We start from the raw sequence: 18,595 nt of genomic DNA on the forward strand, positions 1-18,595 counted from the left end.
ATTCAACCAAACGGTTGACTATTTGCCAGTGCGCGCGTACATTCAACCAAATGGTTGAATTATAGGTGCCTGAGATGATGTTCGTCTTTCACCCCGACCACCTGCCGAATGCCCAAGAACGCTTCTGGACCGACCGTCTCGACAGGCTCGAGAGGGCGTTGAGCCAGCGCGTGTCTCCATCAACGGAAAACCACGGCCCGACCGGCCGTGGCCAGACCAAAGCCGACCCGATCGAACCTCGCCCGGCCTTTCCGGGCCCGACAAACCCAAGCCCGACAAACCCAAAAAGGAGACGACAGATGAACGACCTTTCGACCCTGGACACCTATGGCGTGCTGAGTGAACCGGACACGTTGAAGATGACGCGGCTACTACCCGGGCCGATCGAGCGAGTCTGGGCCTATCTGACCGAAAGCGACCTGCGCCAGCAGTGGTTGGCGTCAGGCCAGATGGAGATGAAGGTAGGCGCGCCGGTCGAACTCGTCTGGCGCAACGACGAACTCACCAACCCGCCCGGCGAGCGCCCGGCCGGTTTTCCCGAAGAGCATCGGATGCAGAGCCAGATCACCGACCTCGACCCGCCGAGAAAGCTCTCGATAAGCTGGGCCGGTAGTGGTGACGTTTCCTTCGAGCTGGAGACGGTGGGCAACAGGGTGCTGTTGACCGTGACCCACCGCAGCATTGCCGACCGCGCCACCATGCTGATGTTCGGTGCCGGCTGGCACATGCATCTCGACATTCTGGCTGCTCGTGCCAACGGCACGGAGCCGCAACCTTTCTGGGACGGCTGGAACCGCCTGATGAAAGACTACGACCAACGGCTGCCTGCCTGAAGGGGAGCGCCGGTCACAACAGGCGTGTGGCGATGCAGGGCTTCTCGCTCCGAGAGCCCGATGCCGCACGCCGGCTGTGCTCCAGAAATCTGTTCGCGCAAAAAAAGTGCGACGACGAGTCGGATGTCCGAGCCCGGAAGCGTCCTTGTGCCGAGGGGACGGTGTGTGTGCCTTGCGTGGAGTTTCCGTCCGGGCCGGCGCAAGCCGGGCCGCTTGAAGAACAGCAGTCGAGATGAGGTACGAGGAGATACCACATGCACAATTCCCGATATCGCTGGGTGATCGTCGCGGCGGGCGGCCTGTTGGGCTGCATCGCCATCGGCGCCATGTTTTCGCTGCCGGTGTTTCTTCGGCAGATCTCGCAGGATACCGGCTGGTCCGTCACCGGCGTCTCCAGCGCGATGACCATCGGCTTTCTATCCATGGCGGCGGCAAGCATCGCCTGGGGCAGCCTCTCGGACCGGCTGGGCGCCCGGATGATCGTGCTGATCGGGTCGGTTATTCTTGCCGGGAGCCTGCTTTTGGCAAGCCGGGCGACATCGCTCATCGAGTTTCAGATCGTCTTCGGCCTTCTCGTCGGCGCGGCGACCGCGGCGATCTTTGCGCCGATGATGGCCTGCGTCACCGGCTGGTTCGATACCCATCGCAGCCTGGCGGTATCCCTGGTTTCTGCCGGCATGGGCATGGCGCCGATGACCATGTCGCCGCTGGCGGCATGGCTCGTCTCCATCTACGATTGGAGAACGGCGCTGCAGATCATCGCGGTCATCGTTGCCGCCGTGATGATACCGACGACGCTCTTGGTGCGCCGCCCGCCGGTTCAGGAAGACGAAAACACCGCTTCGGCAATGGATAGCGGGCCGCAATCGTCAATGTCGGTCAGCCAGGCCGTCCGGTCCCCGCAATTCATCGTGCTTCTGCTGACGAACTTTTTCTGCTGCGCCACCCATTCGGGCCCGATCTTCCATACGGTGAGCTACGCGGTCACCTGCGGCATCCCGATGATAGCTGCCGTTTCGATCTACAGCGTCGAAGGGCTCGCGGGCATGGGCGGCCGCGTCGCCTTCGGCCTGCTCGGGGACCGGTTCGGAGCCAAGCGCATTCTGGTTCTGGGACTGCTGATCCAGGCGTTCGGCGCGCTTGCCTATGTCTTCGTCAGCGAACTGGGGGCGTTCTATGCGGTGGCGGTGCTGTTCGGCTTCATCTATGCCGGTGTCATGCCGCTTTATGCGGTGCTGGCGCGCGAGAATTTTCCGCAGCGGATGATGGGCACGGTGATTGGCGGCACGGCCATGGCAGGTAGCCTTGGCATGGCGACCGGACCCTTGGCCGGTGGCCTGATCTATGACGCCTTCGCCAGCTACGCCTGGCTCTATATCGGTGCCTGGGGCATCGGTCTCGGCGCCTTCCTGATCGCCTTGACCTTCAGGCCATTCCCCAAAGGCGTGCCGGTGCCCGTACCGGCACAGTGATCATCGGGCGATAGCCCACGTGGACGGCCGCGAGGGCTTGGATCAGGTCCGCCTCGCTCGGTCAGCGCCCGGGTACCAGGCGAAGTTCGAGGACCGGCCCGTGTACGGAGGCGGGCAAGCGACGGGCTGGGCCGCGTCAATGACGCGACACGCAGCGGGTCGGCAAACCCAACGGTGACCGGGAACTGGAACGGTTGCTCGGCGATCTCGTGGCTAAGCTGGTCAACGCATGACGTCGGCGGAGCTTTCGGCCGCGATCAAGGGAGCTTTGGTCCGTGAACGGGCAGGGCCGGCTCTGTCGCAACCGCTCTATTGGTGGGAGTTCATGTCGAAGACGACCCAGCGGAAGAACAGGTAGATGGCGCCAGCGCTGATGACCAGCGGCGAGAGTACGGAAAGGTCAAGCATATCATTGCCTTGTTTTTTAGCACTGCATCATGCAGCCGGGCCATCTTTCCCCAGGCCACTTAAGTTTAAGTGGATCGATATGGTAAACGGAAGGGATTGGTGGCGATGGCGCGACGTTGCCTCATGGGCGCTTGCGGCGGCGGCGGCCCGGTTTCGTGCAATCCGATATCTCCCGGAAAAAGCGTTGACGCTTCCGGCTTTTGCGTTTAACAAATCGTCCCATGATAAATTTTGCGGTTATTCTTGTGGTGGGACGGCGCATGGGCAGGATGGTGTAACCATCCGGCAGTAGCCACCCATGCGCTAAACGAGGCTCCTGACGGGGCCTTTTTTTATGCCTTCAAACAAGCTAAGCACCCAACTGGGAAAAGGGATGGAAGCAAGTCAATGAGCGGTACAGAGAACCAGATGACAGGCGCGGAGATCGTTCTCCAGGCACTGAAGGACAATGGCGTCGAGCATATCTTCGGCTATCCCGGTGGCGCCGTGCTTCCGATCTACGACGAAATTCACCAGCAGGAAGATATCCAGCACATCCTCGTTCGCCACGAGCAGGGCGCCGGCCACATGGCCGAAGGCTATGCCCGCTCCACCGGCAAGGTCGGCGTCATGCTGGTTACCTCCGGTCCCGGAGCCACCAACGCCGTCACCCCGCTGCAGGACGCGCTGATGGATTCCATCCCGCTCGTCTGCATCTCCGGCCAGGTCCCGACCTCTCTGATCGGCTCGGACGCCTTCCAGGAGTGCGACACGATCGGCATCACCCGGCCGTGCACCAAGCACAACTGGCTGGTTCGCGACGTCAACGATCTCGCCCGCGTTATCCATGAGGCGTTCCGCATCGCCCAGTCCGGCCGTCCGGGTCCTGTCGTTGTCGACATCCCGAAGGACGTGCAGTTTGCGACCGGCACCTATACGCCGCCGTCGGCCGTTCCGGCCCAGACGAGCTACCAGCCGAAGACGCAGGGCGATCTGAAGAAGATCGAGGAAGCCGTCGAACTGATGAAGACGGCCCGCCGTCCGATCATCTATTCCGGTGGCGGTGTCGTCAATTCCGGCCCTCAAGCCTCGCAGCTGCTGCGCGAACTGGTCGAGCTCACCAATTTCCCGATCACCTCGACGCTGATGGGGCTGGGTGCCTATCCTGCTTCCGGCAAGAACTGGCTCGGCATGCTGGGCATGCACGGCACCTACGAAGCCAACATGGCGATGCATGACTGCGACGTCATGATCTGCGTCGGCGCGCGCTTCGACGACCGCATCACCGGCCGCCTCAACGCGTTCTCGCCCAACTCCAAGAAAATCCACATCGACATCGATCCGTCGTCGATCAACAAGAACGTTCGCGTCGACGTGCCGATCCTCGGCGATGTCGGCTCGGTTCTCGAAGACATGGTCCGGCTTTGGCGTGCGGCCACAAAGGCGGACGACAAGACACGGCTGGCCGACTGGTGGGAAGGCATCGTCAAGTGGCGGGCGCGCAACTCGCTGGCCTATGCCGCCAACGACGACGTCATCATGCCGCAATACGCGATCCAGCGGCTCTATGAGTTGAGCAAGGGTCGCGACACCTACATCACCACCGAAGTCGGCCAGCATCAGATGTGGGCCGCCCAGTTCTTCGGCTTCGAACAGCCGAACCGCTGGATGACCTCGGGTGGTCTCGGCACGATGGGTTACGGTTTCCCGGCTGCCATCGGCGTCCAGGTCGCGCATCCCGACAGCCTCGTCATCGACATTGCCGGCGATGCCTCGATCCAGATGTGCATCCAGGAAATGTCCTGCGCGGTCCAGTACGGCCTGCCGGTCAAGATCTTCATCCTCAACAACCAGTACATGGGCATGGTGCGCCAGTGGCAGCAGCTGCTTCACGGCAACCGTCTGTCGCATTCCTACACCGAGGCGATGCCTGACTTCGTCAAGCTGGCGGAAGCCTATGGCGGTGTCGGCATCCGCTGCGACAAGCCGGGCGAACTCGACGATGCGATCCGTCGCATGATCGACACGCCGGCGCCGGTCATCTTCGATTGCCGCGTTGCCAACCTCGCCAACTGCTTCCCGATGATCCCATCGGGCAAGGCGCACAACGAGATGCTGTTGCCGGACGAAGCCACGGACGAAGCGGTCGCCAACGCGATCGACGCCAAGGGCCGCCAGCTGGTTTGAGATAGGGACAGGAAACAATAAAATGAGCGCACACCTTCAACCGACCGGTTCCGCCTATTTCATCGCCAAGGAAACCGAAGTCGCCGAAACGCACACGCTTTCGGTTCTCGTCGACAACGAGCCGGGCGTTCTCGCCCGGGTCATCGGCCTGTTCTCCGGCCGAGGCTACAACATCGAGAGCCTGACCGTTTCGGAAACGGAACATCAGGCGCATCTCTCGCGCATCACCATCGTCACCCGCGGCACGCCGCACGTGCTCGACCAGATCAAGAACCAGCTCGAGCGGCTGGTTCCGGTCCACCGGGTCGTCGATCTCACCGTGCGTGCCGGCACGCTTGGCCATGACCGCCCGGTCGAGCGCGAGCTGGCGCTCGTCAAGGTGCATGGCTCGGGCGACCATCGCGTCGAGGCCCTGCGGTTGGCAGATGCCTTCCGTGCTTCCGTCATCGACGCCAATATCGATCACTTCGTGTTCGAGATCACCGGCAAGTCGTCGAAGATCGAACAGTTCATCGCCATCATGAAGCCGCTCGGTCTCATCGAAGTCTGCCGCACCGGCATCGCCGCGATGAACCGCGGCCCGCAGGGGATGTGATTGTAGGTTAGCGGGTAGGGGGGTGACCCTTGTCTGGCCTATCTGAGCCAGGCGGGGGGTGTTTGCCCCACACCTCAGCCCTCTCCCCGCAGGCGGGGAGAGGGGGTGCAACTTCGAGTTTGCGCAACTGGAGCGTTTCCGGTTTAGACAGAGTCGCAGAAACGCTCTATCTCCCTGTTTTGACACATTTCCTGACGGAAAACCGCTTCGCACTTTTCCTGGAAATGCTCTAGGTGGCGACTGCCACCCGTCCCCCCGATTCTTCCCTGACAAGCTCGCACCTCGATCGGCCTTGCTGCCAAAGTCAAAAAAGATCAAATTGATTCTTGTATCTGTTCATCGGGGGAATGGCAGATAGGCGGCGCTGGGGAGCTGACATCCTTTTACCTGGCAGAGAATGCAAATTACCCGTTCCGTTACCGGGGAAACATTAGTGGTGAATGAACCGCGATAATTCTCAGGAGCTCACAAAATGGCAAGCAGCAAGCGGCCCTATGATGAGACACTTTTGCGGAAGGCCTTCGATGTGGCGCGGCGTTCGCGCGAGGGCGGGGATCACCCGTTTGGTTCAATTCTCGCCGACCGTGACGGCAATGTCTTACTGGAACAGTGCAACGGCTACAGTTCGGAAGGTGGCGACCGCACGGCCCACGCGGAGCGGCTTTTAGCCACGCGCGCCGGCAAAGCCTATGATTTGGATTTTCTTGCCGGATGCACGATGTACACGTCCGCGGAGCCATGCGCCATGTGCTCAGGCGCGATCTATTGGGCAGGCATAGGGCGCGTCGTGTTTGGCCTGTCCGAGAGAGAGATGAAACAACAGATAGGCGCGAGCGAGGAAAATCCGACGCTTGATCTCCCCTGCCACATCGTGTTCGCCGCCGGTCAGCGCCCAACGGAAGTCGTCGGCCCCATGCTTGTGGACGAGGCGGCGAAACTCCACGAAGAATACTGGTCTCGTCGTTAAAGCGTTTCCGATTCAAACGGAGTCGCAGAAACGCCCTATCTCTTTGTTTTTACGCATTTCCTGACGGAATGCCGCTTCGCACTTTTCCTGGAAATGCTCTGGATCGCGACGATCCTATGAGTCCAATGGATTGGAGTCTGGTGGCAGTTTCTGCCTAATTGCGCAAGTTTGCCGCATCTATCCTTCTCCCCGCAGGCGGGGAGAAGGTGGCCGGCGGGCCGGATGAGGGGCGGGCGGAACGCTGTGCAAGTCGCCAGGAAACTTCGACAGGCCAGGCAGTTGGCTAATCCCGTAAACAGCCTACACGCGATAGGGGCACGCCATTCTCCCGCATTCCGGCCCACTGCATGTATCCTAAGGATACATGCAGCAATTCAAAGTGCTACAGCGACCTTTGCGCGCCTAATAAGACGCGCGGCGCTGTAGTGCCGGAATCCAGCGACTCGACGTCCGTCGGGTCAAAAGACCTTTCAGCCCAAAGACTTGGGCTGGCTGGATTCCTGTGACAAGCACAGGAATGACGGGGGGTTTGGCCGGTCCCCAGCGTCTCCACGACCCGTCATCATGAGAGCTGAACCTGCCAATTTCTGCCGGAAAGATCCGAGTGGGGCCTTAAACGGTCGGCCCTCAAATCATCTCCAACGACCTTTTGCGCTTCGGTGGCGGGAAGGCGTTGTCGAGGGTCGCGAGGTTTTCCGGGGTCAGGTGGATGTCCATCGCGTCGCGGTTTTCGCGGGCGCGTTCCGCCGAGCCAGTCTTGGGGATCGAGATCACGCCGGGGCGGGTTTTCAGGAAGGCGAGTGCGATCTGCGCCGGCGTTGCCTGGTGCGCCTTGGCGATGTGGACGAGATCCGCGTTGCGCAAGAGCCGGCCCTCGTCGAGCGGCGAATAGGCCATGACGGCGACACCGCGCTTCTGGCACCAGGGCAGGAGATCATATTCGATGCCGCGCCTTGAGAGATTGTAGAGAACCTGGTTGGCGGCGACGTTCTTGCCGCCGGGAACCGCCAACAACTCCTCCATGTCGTCGACATCGAAGTTGGAAACGCCCCAGGCGCCGATCTTGCCGGCCTTCTTCAGGGCTTCGAACGCCGCCACCGTCTCGGCGAGCGGATAGCCGCCGCGCCAGTGCAGCAGGTAGAGATCGATATGGTCGATGCCGAGATGCTTCAGGCTGCGCTCGCAGGCGGCCTCGGTGCCGATCCGGCTGGCATTGGAGGGCAGCACCTTGCTGACGATGAAGGCTTCGTCGCGCCGGCCTTTGACCGCCTCGCCGACGACGCGCTCCGAGGCGCCGTTGCCGTACATTTCGGCGGTGTCGATCAGCGTCATGCCGAGGTCGAGGCCGGCCTGCAGGCTCTTCACTTCCTCTGCGGCGCGCGAGCGCTCGTCGCCCATGCGCCAGGTGCCCTGGCCGAGAACCGGAACGGAGCGTCCATCGATGAGCGTGGTGGTCGGGATCGGATCGTGCATTCGGCTTTCCCCTTGGTCGGACGTGGACGGGATTAAGCGTTGGGCGGGTCCCAGCGTTTCGTATGTCGCAATCTAGCGCAATCGGCGGGTCTTTCGAGGTGCCTTTTCTCGGCGCGCAGGCGCGTTGCTGGTCGCGATATCTCGGGCGCGGAACTCGACCCAACTCCCGTTCCGTCCTATCAGGCCGGTGGTCGCCCGATGTTGTCACCGTGACAATTCCGGGCTGGTTGCCAGGATTAGGTCAATTATGTTGACCTAATCCTGGTGGAGGAAGATAATGCAGGCCGATACGCTCCTGGCGTTGTTTCTGTTCGCGCTCACGACGTCGATTACGCCGGGCCCGAACAATATGATGCTCTTTGCCTCGGGCGTGAACTTCGGCTTCGTGCGCACCATCCCGCATATGCTGGGGATCGGTGCCGGTTTCTTCTCGCTGCTGATCGCCGTCGGTCTCGGCCTGGGCGCGCTTCTCCACGCCGTACCGTTGCTCTACACCACCCTGAAGTTTGCCGGCGGTGCCTATCTCGTCTGGATCGCCTGGAAGATCGGCACCTCGCGCTCGCTCGGCGAAGGCAAGGCCGGCGCCGTGCCGATGACCTTCCTGCAGGCGGCGGCCTTCCAATGGGTCAATCCCAAGGCCTGGGTCATGGCAGTCTCGGCAATGGCGACCTATACCGGCGGCGAAAGCTACATCGCCAGCGTGCTTGCCGTCGGCCTGGTCTTTGCCCTCGTCAACGTACCGAGCGTCTCCACCTGGGCCGGTTTCGGCTCGGCCCTGCGCCAATGGCTGTCGGAGCCCGCACGGCTCAAATGGTTCAACATCACCATGGCGGTGCTGCTCGTCGTCAGCCTGTGGCCGATGCTAAAATAGCTGGAACTGCGGCTTTGCCAGCATCAGCCAGAAAATGCCGACAACGGCAAAGAAGGCCGGGAAGCCGCAGGCAAACCAGATGGCATAGAGCCGATCGAAGGCCGGCGGCAGCGGCGTGTTCTCCGCCGCAGCAAGCTGCGCCAGATTGCGCAGCCGGATCTGGATCCAGACCACGGGAAGCCAGAACAGGCCGGTGACGACATAGAGGATCAGCGACAGCGCGATCCACCCTTCCGCAAGCGACCAGCCGATGCTTGTCGCCAGCAGATATCCGGTGATCGGCTGAAACACCACGGCTGTGGCGGTGAAGACCGTATCTGCGACCACGACTGTGCCGGCGACATGGGCGATCAGCCGCGCATCGCGCGTGCGGCTCGCCATCAGCATGAAGAAGGCGATGCCGGCGCCGGTACCGAAGAGCACGGTGGCGCCGATGACATGGGTGAGGCGCAGGAGGTCGTCCGGAAACATCAGCGTTCATCCCGAATGGCGAGGGTGGCAAGCGTCAACAGGATCGACGGCAGAACCTTGACGAGCGGCCCGAGCGGATCGGTCCAGAGTTCGGGCTCCGCCAGGGTTGCGGAGGCGAGATAGGCGGCGGTCAGCGCCAGCATTCCCAAGAGCGCCTGTTTCGCCCACGGGCGGACGAGCACCGCGGCTCCGAGCACGATATCGGCAAGGCAGGTCAACAGCGTCAACGCCGTTGCCGGGCCTTCGGCCAGGAACCGCAGGAAATGCTGTCTCGCCGCATCGATGGCAAAGAGCGGGACCAGCCCCGAAAGCAACCAGAAGGCCGACAGCCCGACGATCAACAGTGGTTTCAAAAGATAAAGCCGGGCAAACCAGAGATCCTGCACGCCGGATGGCACAGCCGAAAGGCTTTGGCGGGCCGACAGAAACGGCACCGGGGCGTGAGCGTCATCCTCGGCTGAGACGCCGCCGGCCATCACCGAAAGCGCAGTCGAGCGCAGTGGCGAGCGCCAGCCGAGCCGTCCGGCGATATCGGCAAGGAGCCCGACGGGTGCGGCGAGCGGGGCCGGCAGCGAAACGATCCTAGCTGGCGATAGGCCAAGCCATTGGCGGTGCAGCGCGACGAGCTCGGCAAGGGGTGGCCGCTCTGGGTGGCCGAGCACGAGGTCGCTTCGTTCGGGCAGGAGACCTGCGACGGCGGCGCTGACCGCCTCGGTGACATCGCTAAGGGCAACTGTTTCGACGCGGCTTTGCGCGTGGACGAGCGGGATCGCGAAGGGCAGGGCGGCAAGCGCCCTGAGCAGGGCCGAGCCGCCATGGGCATTGCGGCCGAGCACCAGCGCCGGCCGCAGAATGACATGCGACACGCCGCTTTCCGCAAGCGCCGTGTCGGCGCGGAACTTGGTGGCGAGAAAGGCGAGGTCAGTGCCGGCATCGCCGCGCGGCGCCGAGATCTGCACGATGCGCATCGGCGGTTTGTTTTTGGCAGCGGTATAGAGCGCCAGCATCGCCGCTTCCTGGGTTGCAGCGACATGATCGGCCAGGCCATCCTGCAGCGCGCCGGCGCAGTTGACGACCACGTCATGCGTCTCGACCAGCGGCAGCCAGTCGCCGGCCTTGCGCATCTCAGCAAGGTCGGCGGCAATCCATGACGCTCCCGGCCGTTTCAGCCGGGCGCGGGCGACATTGCGACCAAGGCCGGTCACCCCATGTCCGTCGCTTGTCAGTCGATCGAGGAGGGCCGAGCCGATGAAGCCGGTGGCGCCGAGAATCAGAATTTTCATGACGTCAGTTTACAGAGCTGCCAGCGAAAATTGGCGGGTAAAAATGATCGAGCAGCGAAGGTGGATTGGACGACTTCGCGCCTCGGATGGAGCCGGCATCATGCAACAGCAGAGGCTGCTGCGGGCACCAGGGCAAGCCTGCGATTGCTAGGTCAACAACCGACGCGGCAGGGGGCAGGGCGAACCTATCACAAGAACTGGTCGATAATGGACAAGACAGCGAGCAGCAGCATTGGCGGAATGACTATGGCAAGCCGGAATGCCCATTTTGAAGGCAATCGTGGCCTATCGACCGGATTGTCTTTCCGCAACGGTCGAATGAGTTTTTCCCTGACGAACGCGGGGGATAGGAGGTCGCCGAAGGACACCCCTATGGTCTCATCGATTGCCGCTCGAATGTGATTGCGCTCGGCCTCGCTCAGTTCAAGCCGGGTGAGTTTCTCGTCAAGCAGGATCGGTAACGGGACGCCTTCGGTGATGACGGCGAGGGCGGGGTAGGCATGTCCGGCGAAGGGGGTTGTCGGCAGCGCGCGGTCGTCGCTCGTCGGCCGGAGGTACAGTGGGCGCTGGCCTGGCTTCATCCGGGTATAGGCTGTCTTTATAGTACCGCGCGCAAAGGGAACGCTCGGGGCGTAGCGCAGGATTTGGCTGCCGCTCAGATCGACGATGATGGGCTTCAGCAAATACCGCCGGCCGGCGGCGCGGCGGGCAAGGAGAATGGGGATGGCGTTGCTCAGCATGACCAGGCTGAACAGCACAAGGCCGGCTCCGAGGATGAGCCGCTGCGCCGTCGTGCGAATGACGCTGCGATAATCATGGGTGAGGCTGACATGCTCGGGGCTGTCGCCGGCGATTGTGATGTTGCCGTGCCGGCAAAGGCCGGGTTGACCGACCGAACGGGTGTTCAAGATTTGCTCGTGGGGCTGACCATCGTGCTGAAAGCGAACCTGCGTGCTGCAGAGCTGGGGTTCGCCGCTGCCAGGCAGGCAATCGACCGAGCAAATCTCTGCGCCGCTGACGAGAACGGGGTTCCGGCTGATGGCGTAATCACGCCTGATCTCGTCGATCGGGAGCCGGAGCAGGCCCACCGCCAATGGCAACGGCAAAAGTGCCAGGAAGAGGAAAAAGAAGCCCAGGGAAAAGACGGGCGCAACGACGCGGATAGCACGGGACGGGAAAGCACTTTCGATTGGTGTCGTCATGCGCTGCCAGTTCCCCCAATGCTCCGTCCTCCGCCTTCCGCCCACAAGGCGTCGTGGCGTCGAATCACCCCGCTTGCTAAGACCTTAGCGCAACTTCAGACTTGTGACGGAGGTGGTGTGCAATCGTGCCTTCGCCGTTTCCTGATGATTGCTTGCAATCAAACGGGCCGTTTTGACAGCGATGGCAAACCGCGTCGAACCGGACTTGTTACGGTGACAATTCCGGTCCACGGCCGCTGGTAAAATCGATTTCGAAATCGGCGTTTATTCGCTACGACTATTGCCTCAGGGAGGCAGCGGCGCCATCTGCGCAGCCGCGAGGCGCCGTGCTGCGAGGAGCCAGGCAATGTCCGAACACCATCATGGTCACGATCACCATGATCACGACCATCACCACGACAACCATTTCACCGATATGGAGGCGCGGGTAAAGGCGTTGGAAACGGTGTTGACGGAGAAGGGCCTGATCGATCCGGCGGCGATCGATGCCATCGTCGAGACCTACGAGACCAAGATCGGCCCGCGAAACGGCGCCCGCGTCGTTGCCAAGGCCTGGACCGACGCCGAATTTGCCGACTGGCTGAAGGGCGACGCAACGGCGGCGATCGCCAGCCTCGGCTATACCGGCCGGCAGGGCGAGCACATGCGCGCCGTGTTCAATACGGCCGACACCCACAACCTCGTCGTCTGCACGCTCTGCTCCTGTTATCCCTGGTCGGTGCTCGGCCTGCCGCCGGTCTGGTACAAGGCGCCGCCCTATCGCTCGCGCGCGGTCATCGATCCGCGCGGGGTGCTGGCGGAATTCGGGCTGATGCTCCCCGAGGACAGGCGCATTCGCGTCTGGGATTCGACGGCGGAGCTGCGTTATCTCGTCGTGCCGGAGCGGCCGGTGGGGACAGAGGGGCTCCGCGAGGAAGAGCTTGCCGATTTGGTGACCCGCGATTCCATGATCGGTACCGGGCTTGCGCTTGTCACCGAGGCGCTGCGATGAACGGGCCGCACGATCTCGGCGGGCAGCATGGAATGGGTCCGGTCGCGCCCGAGACCAACGAACCCTATTTTCACGCCGAATGGGAAAAACGGGCGCTCGGCGTGACGCTTTCCTGCGGCGCCTTCGGCGCCTGGACCATCGACGAGAGCCGGCATGCGCGTGAAAACCTGCCGCCTGCCACCTATCTCTCGGCGAGCTATTACGAGATCTGGACGCGGGCGCTGGAGACGCTGCTGAAGCGCCACGGTTTCGTGACCCAGGCCGAACTCGACGGCGGCCAAATGCTCGAGAAAGGAGCCGAGCCCAAGCGCGTGCTGAAGGCCGACATGGTGCCGGCGGTGCTTGCCAAGGGCGGCTCTTGCGACCGGCTGGTCGAAACGCGCCCGCGCTTCGTCGTCGGCGAACAGGTGCGCACCAAAAATTTCAACCCGACGACCCATACGCGGCTGCCGCGCTATGCCCGCGCCAAGCTCGGCACGATCGAGGCGGTGCAGGGTTCCTTCGTCTTTCCCGATGATAACGCCCATGGCCGCGGCGAGAGCGCGCAGTGGCTCTATACAGTGGTGTTTGACGGGGCTGAGATCTGGGGCGAGGGCGCCGACCCGACATTGACGGTGTCGATCGATGCCTGGGAGAGCTACCTTGAGCACCTGTAAGACGACATCGCCGCTTGCCGCCTCCGCCGAGCTGCCGAAATCGCCCGAGGGCGATCCCGTCTTCGCCGAGCTGTGGCAGGCGTCTGCCTTTGCCATGACGGTGAGACTGCACGAAAAGGGCGTCTTTTCCTGGAACGAATGGGCCGAGGCGCTTTCCGCCGAACTCTACAAGCCCGGCCGCAAGGCGGATGCCAGCGACTATTTCGATTGCTGGGTGGCGGCGCTGTCGCGGCTCGTCACCGAGCTTTCGATCACCTCCAGCGGGCAGCTGGAAACCTTGACGAAGAGCTGGCAGCGCGCGGCCGAGGCGACGCCGCATGGGCATCCGATCCTGATCGAGAACGACCCGCTGCGGTAGCGGTCTGTCATATCTCATGGGACGCGAGCGGGTTTGCCCCTCACCCTAGCCCTCTCCCCGCGGGCGGGGAGAGGGGACGTGGACGACAATAGCGTTGCCACCTGGCATCTGTCGTTGACGAGCACCTCGGCAGCGAATGGCTGACGTGGAGTGGCCGCGAGCCACAAGTTTCCTTCTCCCCGCGTGCGGGGAGAAGGTGGCCGGCAGGCCGGATGAGGGGCCATCTCCACGGAACATCACGTAACGTGAATCGATGCTTCGAAAACTGAGCCAACGTTATGATATGGCGACGGTTTTAACCTCGAAACGCTTTCAGTTGCGGCAGCGCTGCAGTCGTCTCTGACGCCGTCAACTCTTGGCGGCTGCCGGCTTCTCGAACTGGCGGTAGCATTCGTCGGCGACCTGTTGCAGAAGCGTACGCGGCACTTCGCCGGTGACGGCATAGCCGATCGGTCCGTCGATCCAGTAGAAGGTTTCGACGCCGCCGCTGCTGTCGATGCGGAAGCTGGTTTCGCGGTTGTCCGGGTTGCGGCCGAGAAGCACGGTCAACCGCTGGCCGCTCGGGTCTTCATACATGAACAGCGCGCCCGCCTTGCCGTTGACCGGTAGCAGCCTGCCGCCGACGAGCGAAAAGCCGAGTTTCGACAGATCGGGAATGTTGAGCGGATGATCGAGCCGCTTGCCGAGCCAGGTGGCAAGGTGGGTCTGCTGGTCCGGCCCGACCTCGACGGCGTGGCGCACCTCGCTTGCATAGATGAGAAACGCTGACTGCGCCTGCCGCGGCAAGCTCTCAGTCACCAGGGCAACCTGTTCTGAACGTTCGGGGGCGAGGACATGCGGGGCATAAAGTCCGCTGAGGGCGCCGGCGCCAAAGAGCAGGAGACCGGCGGCGATGCGGCCGCCAAGGCGCAAAGTCCAGCGATCGCGCGAAGCGACGGCCGCGCCCCGGCTGCTCGTACCTGCGAGCAACGCCCGGTCGCGCTCGTCACTGCGGGCATAGGTCGAAAACATGGCGCGGAGTTCGGTTGCCTGGCCCTGCCACTGGCGGACCTCCTCGGCGCGCGCGGGGTTGCGCTCGAGCCATTGCTCGACCCGCGCCCGGTCCGCCTCGCTCAGGAAGCCGTCGACATAGGCGTTGAGGTCGTCTTCGGAGACGGTGTTCAATTCGTCCGTCATTTCGGTCTCCGCATGCTGATCACGTTGTCGTCCTTCATCGCTTCGGCAAGCTGGTGACGCGCCCGCGACAGGCGGGACATCACCGTGCCGATCGGAATGGCCAACATGTCGGCCACATCCTGGTATCGGTATCCCTCAATCACCACGAGCATCAGCACCGAGCGGTTTTCCGCCGAAAGGCCGTTCAGCGCCCGTTCCAGCCGCGAGCGTTCGAGCGGATCGCTCTCTTGGGTTTCCGCCTGGAGGCCGAGGTTGTCGTCGAGCTCGACCTGCGGGTGCAGCGCGGTGTGCCGGTGCCGGTTGCGGCTGAGATTGGTCATGATGGTGAAGGCCCAGGCACGCAGGTTGACTCCGCGCCACTGGGCGCGGCGCGCCAGAACCTTCTCGACACAATCCTGCAGCAGATCTTCACCATCAGGATCCGAGCGCACAAGGCTGCGCGAATAGCGCCGGAGCGCCGGCATCAGCGCCAGCACATCCTCCTCGAACCGGTCGGATGCGGGGCTTTTCGCCCCCGCATCCATATTCACGCCATCACGGCTTGACGACATCCCATTCGCCCTTCAAGCCATCCCCGGTAATGTCACCCATCTTCTTGTCCTTGATAAAGAAATACAGCGGCATACCGTCCTTGGCCCACTGCTTGGCTCCATCCTTGCGTTCGACGACCGTGTAGGCTCCTTCCGCCTTGGCATCGCCTTCGACCGTGAAGGGCGGCCAGTTCTTCGCGCAGGCGTCATAGCAACTGGAAACGCCGCCATGGTCGTCCTTGTAGGTGTAAAGCGTCATGCCGTTGGCGGCGGCGAGCACATTGCCCTTTGCCGTTTCGACCGTCTTGACCGGAGGTGCCGCAAAGGCGGCGCCGGCGACAAGGGAAATGGCAATAGCGAGCGGTAACGTTCTCATGGGAGCTTTCCTTCCTCAACTTGAATCTAGCGGAGTGCGCAGGCGCGCGGATCCTGACATGAGACACGAGGAGGGCGGGGATTATTCCCGGAATTGTTGCATCGTCGCACTTTTTTCAAGTGCCGGCGAGCCGCACCGCTTTCAGGCGCGGTTGGCGACGAAGCGGGCGAGCGCGGGGCCGATCATGGTGATGATCATGAGACGGGCGGACTGCAGCGCCATGACGAAGGAGAGGTCGACATTGCTCGAAGCGGCGATGACCGCGATCGAATCGAGCCCGCCCGGGCTGGTGGCGAGATAGGCCGTCAGCGGGTCGATGTCGGCGACCTTGATGAGCAGCAGGGCAAGCAGGCCGGAAAACGAGATCAAGACGACGATTGAGATCACCGTCGGCACCAGTGCGCGGCGCGCGTGGGCAAGGATCGAGCGGGTGAAGCCAAGGCCGATGTTCCAGCCGAGCAGGGCGTAACAGAGCGCCAGCAGCCATTGCGGCAGCTCGGTGGTCATGACGCCGCTGACATTGAGCACGGCGCCGACGAGGAACGGCAGCAGGAAGGCGCCGGCCGGCACGCGCAGCATCCGGCCGGCAAAGGCCGCGCCGAGCCCGACGGCAAGCGTTGCCAGGAACGGCAGGATCGAGACAGGCTCGAACCAGACGATTGCGGTTTCGGCCTCCGCGCCGGTCACCCAGAGATGGGCGACCATCGTCGCGGTGCTGGCGACGAAGATGACGCGCAGATACTGCATGAAGGCGACGAGGCGCGCATCGGCGCCATAGGCATCCGCCATCAAGAGCATGGTGGAGGCGGCACCCGCCGACGAGCCCCAGATCGCCGTCGTGCCCGGCAGGATGCGCATGCGGGTGATCACCCAGCCGCAGAGCGTGCTGACGGCGATGACGGAGAGAATGACGCCGAGGAACAGCGGCCAGTTGCCGGAAAAGGTGCCGAGCATGCCGGGCGTCATCGCGCCGGCGATCATCATTGCAAGAATGAATTGCACGCAGAAGTACACCTGCTTGGGCAGGCGGATGGTGCCGCCGTTCATGCCGAAGAGCACGGCCGCGAGCATCGGCCCCATCAACAGCCCGGCGGGAATGCCGACCAATTCGAGGACTGTCGCAAAGATCACGGAGACGAGCGTGAGAAGCAGCCATTGCAGCGTCGGCGCAAGGCGGCCGATGCCGACAGGGTCCGAAGACGAGGGCGTGGCGGGCTGGTCGGGCTTCAAGGGCATTCTCCGGCATTGCCTCAGGCGGTTGACGTGTTCGTGCCCGCCTGATCCGTTTGTCGGGGCTGGCCCATGCAGGGATCGGTTCGCCGCCGCGCAACCGCTCGTTAGCAGCATTGCGCGCAGGCATTCAAGCGGCAGGCTGGCCACAGGGCCAGAAAGTGCCACAGCGGATAGGGCGGGCGGCCGAAACGACTGGATGGGGGTGCCGTCATGTGACACGCCTGCGCCATTGCGGCGCGGCGCTGGGCAGCCCGGCGCGCGGCAGATCGATGATAGCTCCTTGATCTGGTGCGGGATTTCGCGATGGAGGTCGTTGCAAACGCGGGTGCCGGGCGTCCGGCAGGATACGACGACCCGAAATCCGGGCTTGCTTGTGCACCCCGAATCCTGACACTTCGGATCATGCAATTTGCTCCGCAACAGGACGAGGCCCTCAAGGCCGTTTCACAATGGCTGAAAGAGGGCCGCTCGCAGCTCTTTCGGCTGTTCGGTTATGCCGGCACCGGCAAGACGACGCTTGCGCGCCATTTCGCCGAGCATGTGGATGGCGACGTGCTGTTTGCCGCCTTTACCGGCAAGGCCGCCCAGGTGCTGCGCTCCAAGGGTGCCAGCAACGCCAAGACCATTCACTCGTTGATCTACCGGCCGCGCGGCGAGGAGGAGGTTTCCGACGAGGAGACCGGCAAGACCTCGATCGCGCCGATGTTTTCCATCAACCGGCAAAGCCCGGTCGCAAAGGCGGCGCTGATCATCGTCGACGAATGTTCGATGGTCGACGAGGCGCTCGGCAAGGACCTGATGAGCTTCGGCACGCCGATCCTGGTTCTCGGCGACCCCGGCCAGTTGCCGCCGGTCACCGGCGGCGGCTATTTCACCAATCAGGATCCGGACTATCTGCTGACCGACATTCACCGCCAGGCCCGCGACAACCCGATCATCCGGCTGGCGATGCAGGTGCGCGAAGGCAACGAGATCATGCATGGCGACTACGGCACCACCCAGGTGATCGGCCGCGGGCAGGTCAACCAGGAGCTGGTGCTGGAGGCCGACCAGGTGCTGGTCGGCACCAACAAGACCCGGCGGCGCTACAACCAGCGGCTTCGCGAGCTCAAGGGCTTTACCAGCGAATATCCGCAATCCGGCGACAAGCTGGTCTGCCTGCGCAACGACCCGGCCAAGGGCCTGCTCAACGGCTCGCTCTGGCAGGTCATGAGCTCGTCGAAGGAAACGGTGAAGCCCGGCATCAACCTGATGATCCGCCCTGAGGACGACGACATGGATCGCGGTGCCGCCAAGATCAAGCTGCTGAAGGCAGCCTTCGAAGAGGTCGAGGGCGAAATTCCTTGGTCGACCCGCAAGCGCTACGACGAATTCGACTTCGGCTACGCGCTGACGGTGCACAAGGCGCAGGGCTCGCAGTGGAACAATGTCGTGCTGTTCGACGAGAGCTGGGCGTTTCGCGATACCCGCGAGCGCTGGCTTTATACCGCGATCACCCGTGCGGCCGAGCGCCTGACGATCGTTCGCTGAGGAC

Annotated in this window: 18 protein-coding genes; 10 read left to right on the forward strand and 8 right to left on the reverse strand. The window is 63.0% G+C overall.

Annotated elements, in window-relative coordinates; all coding sequences use genetic code 11:
* The first annotated feature begins 299 nt into the window (after positions 1 to 299).
* The 5 genes from C6558_RS08395 to C6558_RS08420 all read left to right on the forward strand — a co-directional run bounded on the left by C6558_RS08395 (position 300) and on the right by C6558_RS08420 (position 6,441).
* Positions 300 to 833 carry an SRPBCC family protein gene (locus C6558_RS08395; RefSeq protein WP_025427656.1) on the forward strand — a complete coding sequence of 178 codons (534 nt, stop codon included), beginning with the start codon at positions 300 to 302 and terminating at the stop codon, positions 831 to 833.
* A gap of 254 nt (positions 834 to 1,087) precedes the next feature.
* Positions 1,088 to 2,305: an MFS transporter gene (locus tag C6558_RS08400; protein WP_084815050.1), complete on the forward strand. Its 1,218-nt coding sequence runs from the start codon at positions 1,088 to 1,090 to the stop codon at positions 2,303 to 2,305.
* Between the two features lie 795 nt (positions 2,306 to 3,100).
* Positions 3,101 to 4,879: an acetolactate synthase 3 large subunit gene (locus tag C6558_RS08410; RefSeq protein ID WP_025427654.1), complete on the forward strand. Its 1,779-nt coding sequence runs from the start codon at positions 3,101 to 3,103 to the stop codon at positions 4,877 to 4,879.
* A gap of 22 nt (positions 4,880 to 4,901) precedes the next feature.
* Positions 4,902 to 5,474: an acetolactate synthase small subunit gene (ilvN, locus tag C6558_RS08415; RefSeq protein WP_025427653.1), complete on the forward strand. Its 573-nt coding sequence runs from the start codon at positions 4,902 to 4,904 to the stop codon at positions 5,472 to 5,474.
* Between the two features lie 472 nt (positions 5,475 to 5,946).
* Positions 5,947 to 6,441, forward strand: a complete 495-nt coding sequence (locus C6558_RS08420; RefSeq protein ID WP_025427652.1) for a nucleoside deaminase — start codon at positions 5,947 to 5,949, stop codon at positions 6,439 to 6,441.
* A gap of 627 nt (positions 6,442 to 7,068) precedes the next feature.
* Here C6558_RS08420 and C6558_RS08425 read toward each other — a convergent pair.
* Positions 7,069 to 7,914 (reverse strand): aldo/keto reductase, encoded by an 846-nt coding sequence (locus C6558_RS08425; RefSeq protein WP_025427651.1) that lies wholly within the window; start codon positions 7,912 to 7,914, stop codon positions 7,069 to 7,071.
* A gap of 277 nt (positions 7,915 to 8,191) precedes the next feature.
* Between C6558_RS08425 and C6558_RS08430 the strand changes: the two genes are divergently transcribed.
* Positions 8,192 to 8,785: a LysE family translocator gene (locus C6558_RS08430; RefSeq protein ID WP_025427650.1), complete on the forward strand. Its 594-nt coding sequence runs from the start codon at positions 8,192 to 8,194 to the stop codon at positions 8,783 to 8,785.
* Here the strand turns inward: C6558_RS08430 and C6558_RS08435 are convergent.
* The 3 genes from C6558_RS08435 to C6558_RS08445 form a co-directional block, all read right to left on the reverse strand.
* A complete protein-coding gene (locus tag C6558_RS08435; RefSeq protein WP_057211149.1) occupies positions 8,777 to 9,256 on the reverse strand; it encodes a DUF2269 domain-containing protein in 480 nt (159 codons plus the stop codon). The two genes, C6558_RS08430 and C6558_RS08435, sit on opposite strands and share 9 nt — an antisense overlap.
* Positions 9,256 to 10,539, reverse strand: coding sequence for an SDR family oxidoreductase (locus C6558_RS08440; RefSeq protein ID WP_025427648.1), 1,284 nt, complete (start codon positions 10,537 to 10,539; stop codon positions 9,256 to 9,258). Before C6558_RS08440 ends, C6558_RS08435 begins: the two co-directional genes overlap by 1 nt.
* A 188-nt stretch (positions 10,540 to 10,727) precedes the next feature.
* Positions 10,728 to 11,741: a hypothetical protein gene (locus tag C6558_RS08445; protein WP_025427647.1), complete on the reverse strand. Its 1,014-nt coding sequence runs from the start codon at positions 11,739 to 11,741 to the stop codon at positions 10,728 to 10,730.
* 346 nt (positions 11,742 to 12,087) lie between these two features.
* On the opposite strand from C6558_RS08445, the gene nthA reads away from it, so the two are divergent.
* Genes nthA through C6558_RS08460 form a run of 3 tightly spaced genes read left to right on the forward strand, consistent with a single transcriptional unit; the run spans position 12,088 to position 13,746 of the window.
* Positions 12,088 to 12,732, forward strand: a complete 645-nt coding sequence (gene nthA / locus C6558_RS08450) for a nitrile hydratase subunit alpha (protein WP_025427646.1) — start codon at positions 12,088 to 12,090, stop codon at positions 12,730 to 12,732.
* Complete coding sequence (nthB, locus tag C6558_RS08455) at positions 12,729 to 13,388, forward strand: nitrile hydratase subunit beta (protein ID WP_025427645.1); 660 nt, start codon at positions 12,729 to 12,731, stop codon at positions 13,386 to 13,388. Before nthA ends, nthB begins: the two co-directional genes overlap by 4 nt.
* Positions 13,357 to 13,746, forward strand: coding sequence for a nitrile hydratase accessory protein (locus C6558_RS08460; RefSeq protein ID WP_371412247.1), 390 nt, complete (start codon positions 13,357 to 13,359; stop codon positions 13,744 to 13,746). The genes nthB and C6558_RS08460 overlap by 32 nt, the downstream gene beginning before the upstream one ends.
* A 348-nt stretch (positions 13,747 to 14,094) precedes the next feature.
* Here C6558_RS08460 and C6558_RS08465 read toward each other — a convergent pair whose 3' ends face one another.
* The 4 genes from C6558_RS08465 to C6558_RS08480 all read right to left on the reverse strand — a co-directional run bounded on the left by C6558_RS08465 (position 14,095) and on the right by C6558_RS08480 (position 17,058).
* The gene (locus C6558_RS08465; protein ID WP_025427643.1) at positions 14,095 to 14,922 is read right to left on the reverse strand and encodes an anti-sigma factor; all 828 of its coding nucleotides are present in this window, start codon (positions 14,920 to 14,922) and stop codon (positions 14,095 to 14,097) included.
* Positions 14,919 to 15,473, reverse strand: a complete 555-nt coding sequence (locus C6558_RS08470) for an RNA polymerase sigma factor (protein ID WP_025427642.1) — start codon at positions 15,471 to 15,473, stop codon at positions 14,919 to 14,921. Before C6558_RS08470 ends, C6558_RS08465 begins: the two co-directional genes overlap by 4 nt.
* Positions 15,457 to 15,828, reverse strand: a complete 372-nt coding sequence (locus C6558_RS08475) for a hypothetical protein (RefSeq protein WP_025427641.1) — start codon at positions 15,826 to 15,828, stop codon at positions 15,457 to 15,459. The genes C6558_RS08470 and C6558_RS08475 overlap by 17 nt, the downstream gene beginning before the upstream one ends.
* Positions 15,829 to 15,969: 141 nt before the next feature.
* Positions 15,970 to 17,058 (reverse strand): AbrB family transcriptional regulator, encoded by a 1,089-nt coding sequence (locus C6558_RS08480; protein ID WP_057211151.1) that lies wholly within the window; start codon positions 17,056 to 17,058, stop codon positions 15,970 to 15,972.
* Positions 17,059 to 17,463: 405 nt separating this feature from the next.
* Between C6558_RS08480 and C6558_RS08485 the strand changes: the two genes are divergently transcribed.
* Positions 17,464 to 18,591, forward strand: coding sequence for an ATP-dependent RecD-like DNA helicase (locus C6558_RS08485; protein WP_025427639.1), 1,128 nt, complete (start codon positions 17,464 to 17,466; stop codon positions 18,589 to 18,591).
* The last annotated feature ends 4 nt before the right edge of the window (positions 18,592 to 18,595 follow it).

The organism is Ensifer sp. NM-2 (genome assembly GCF_003024455.1).
GTDB classification, from domain to species: Bacteria; Pseudomonadota; Alphaproteobacteria; order Rhizobiales; family Rhizobiaceae; genus Ensifer; species Ensifer canadensis.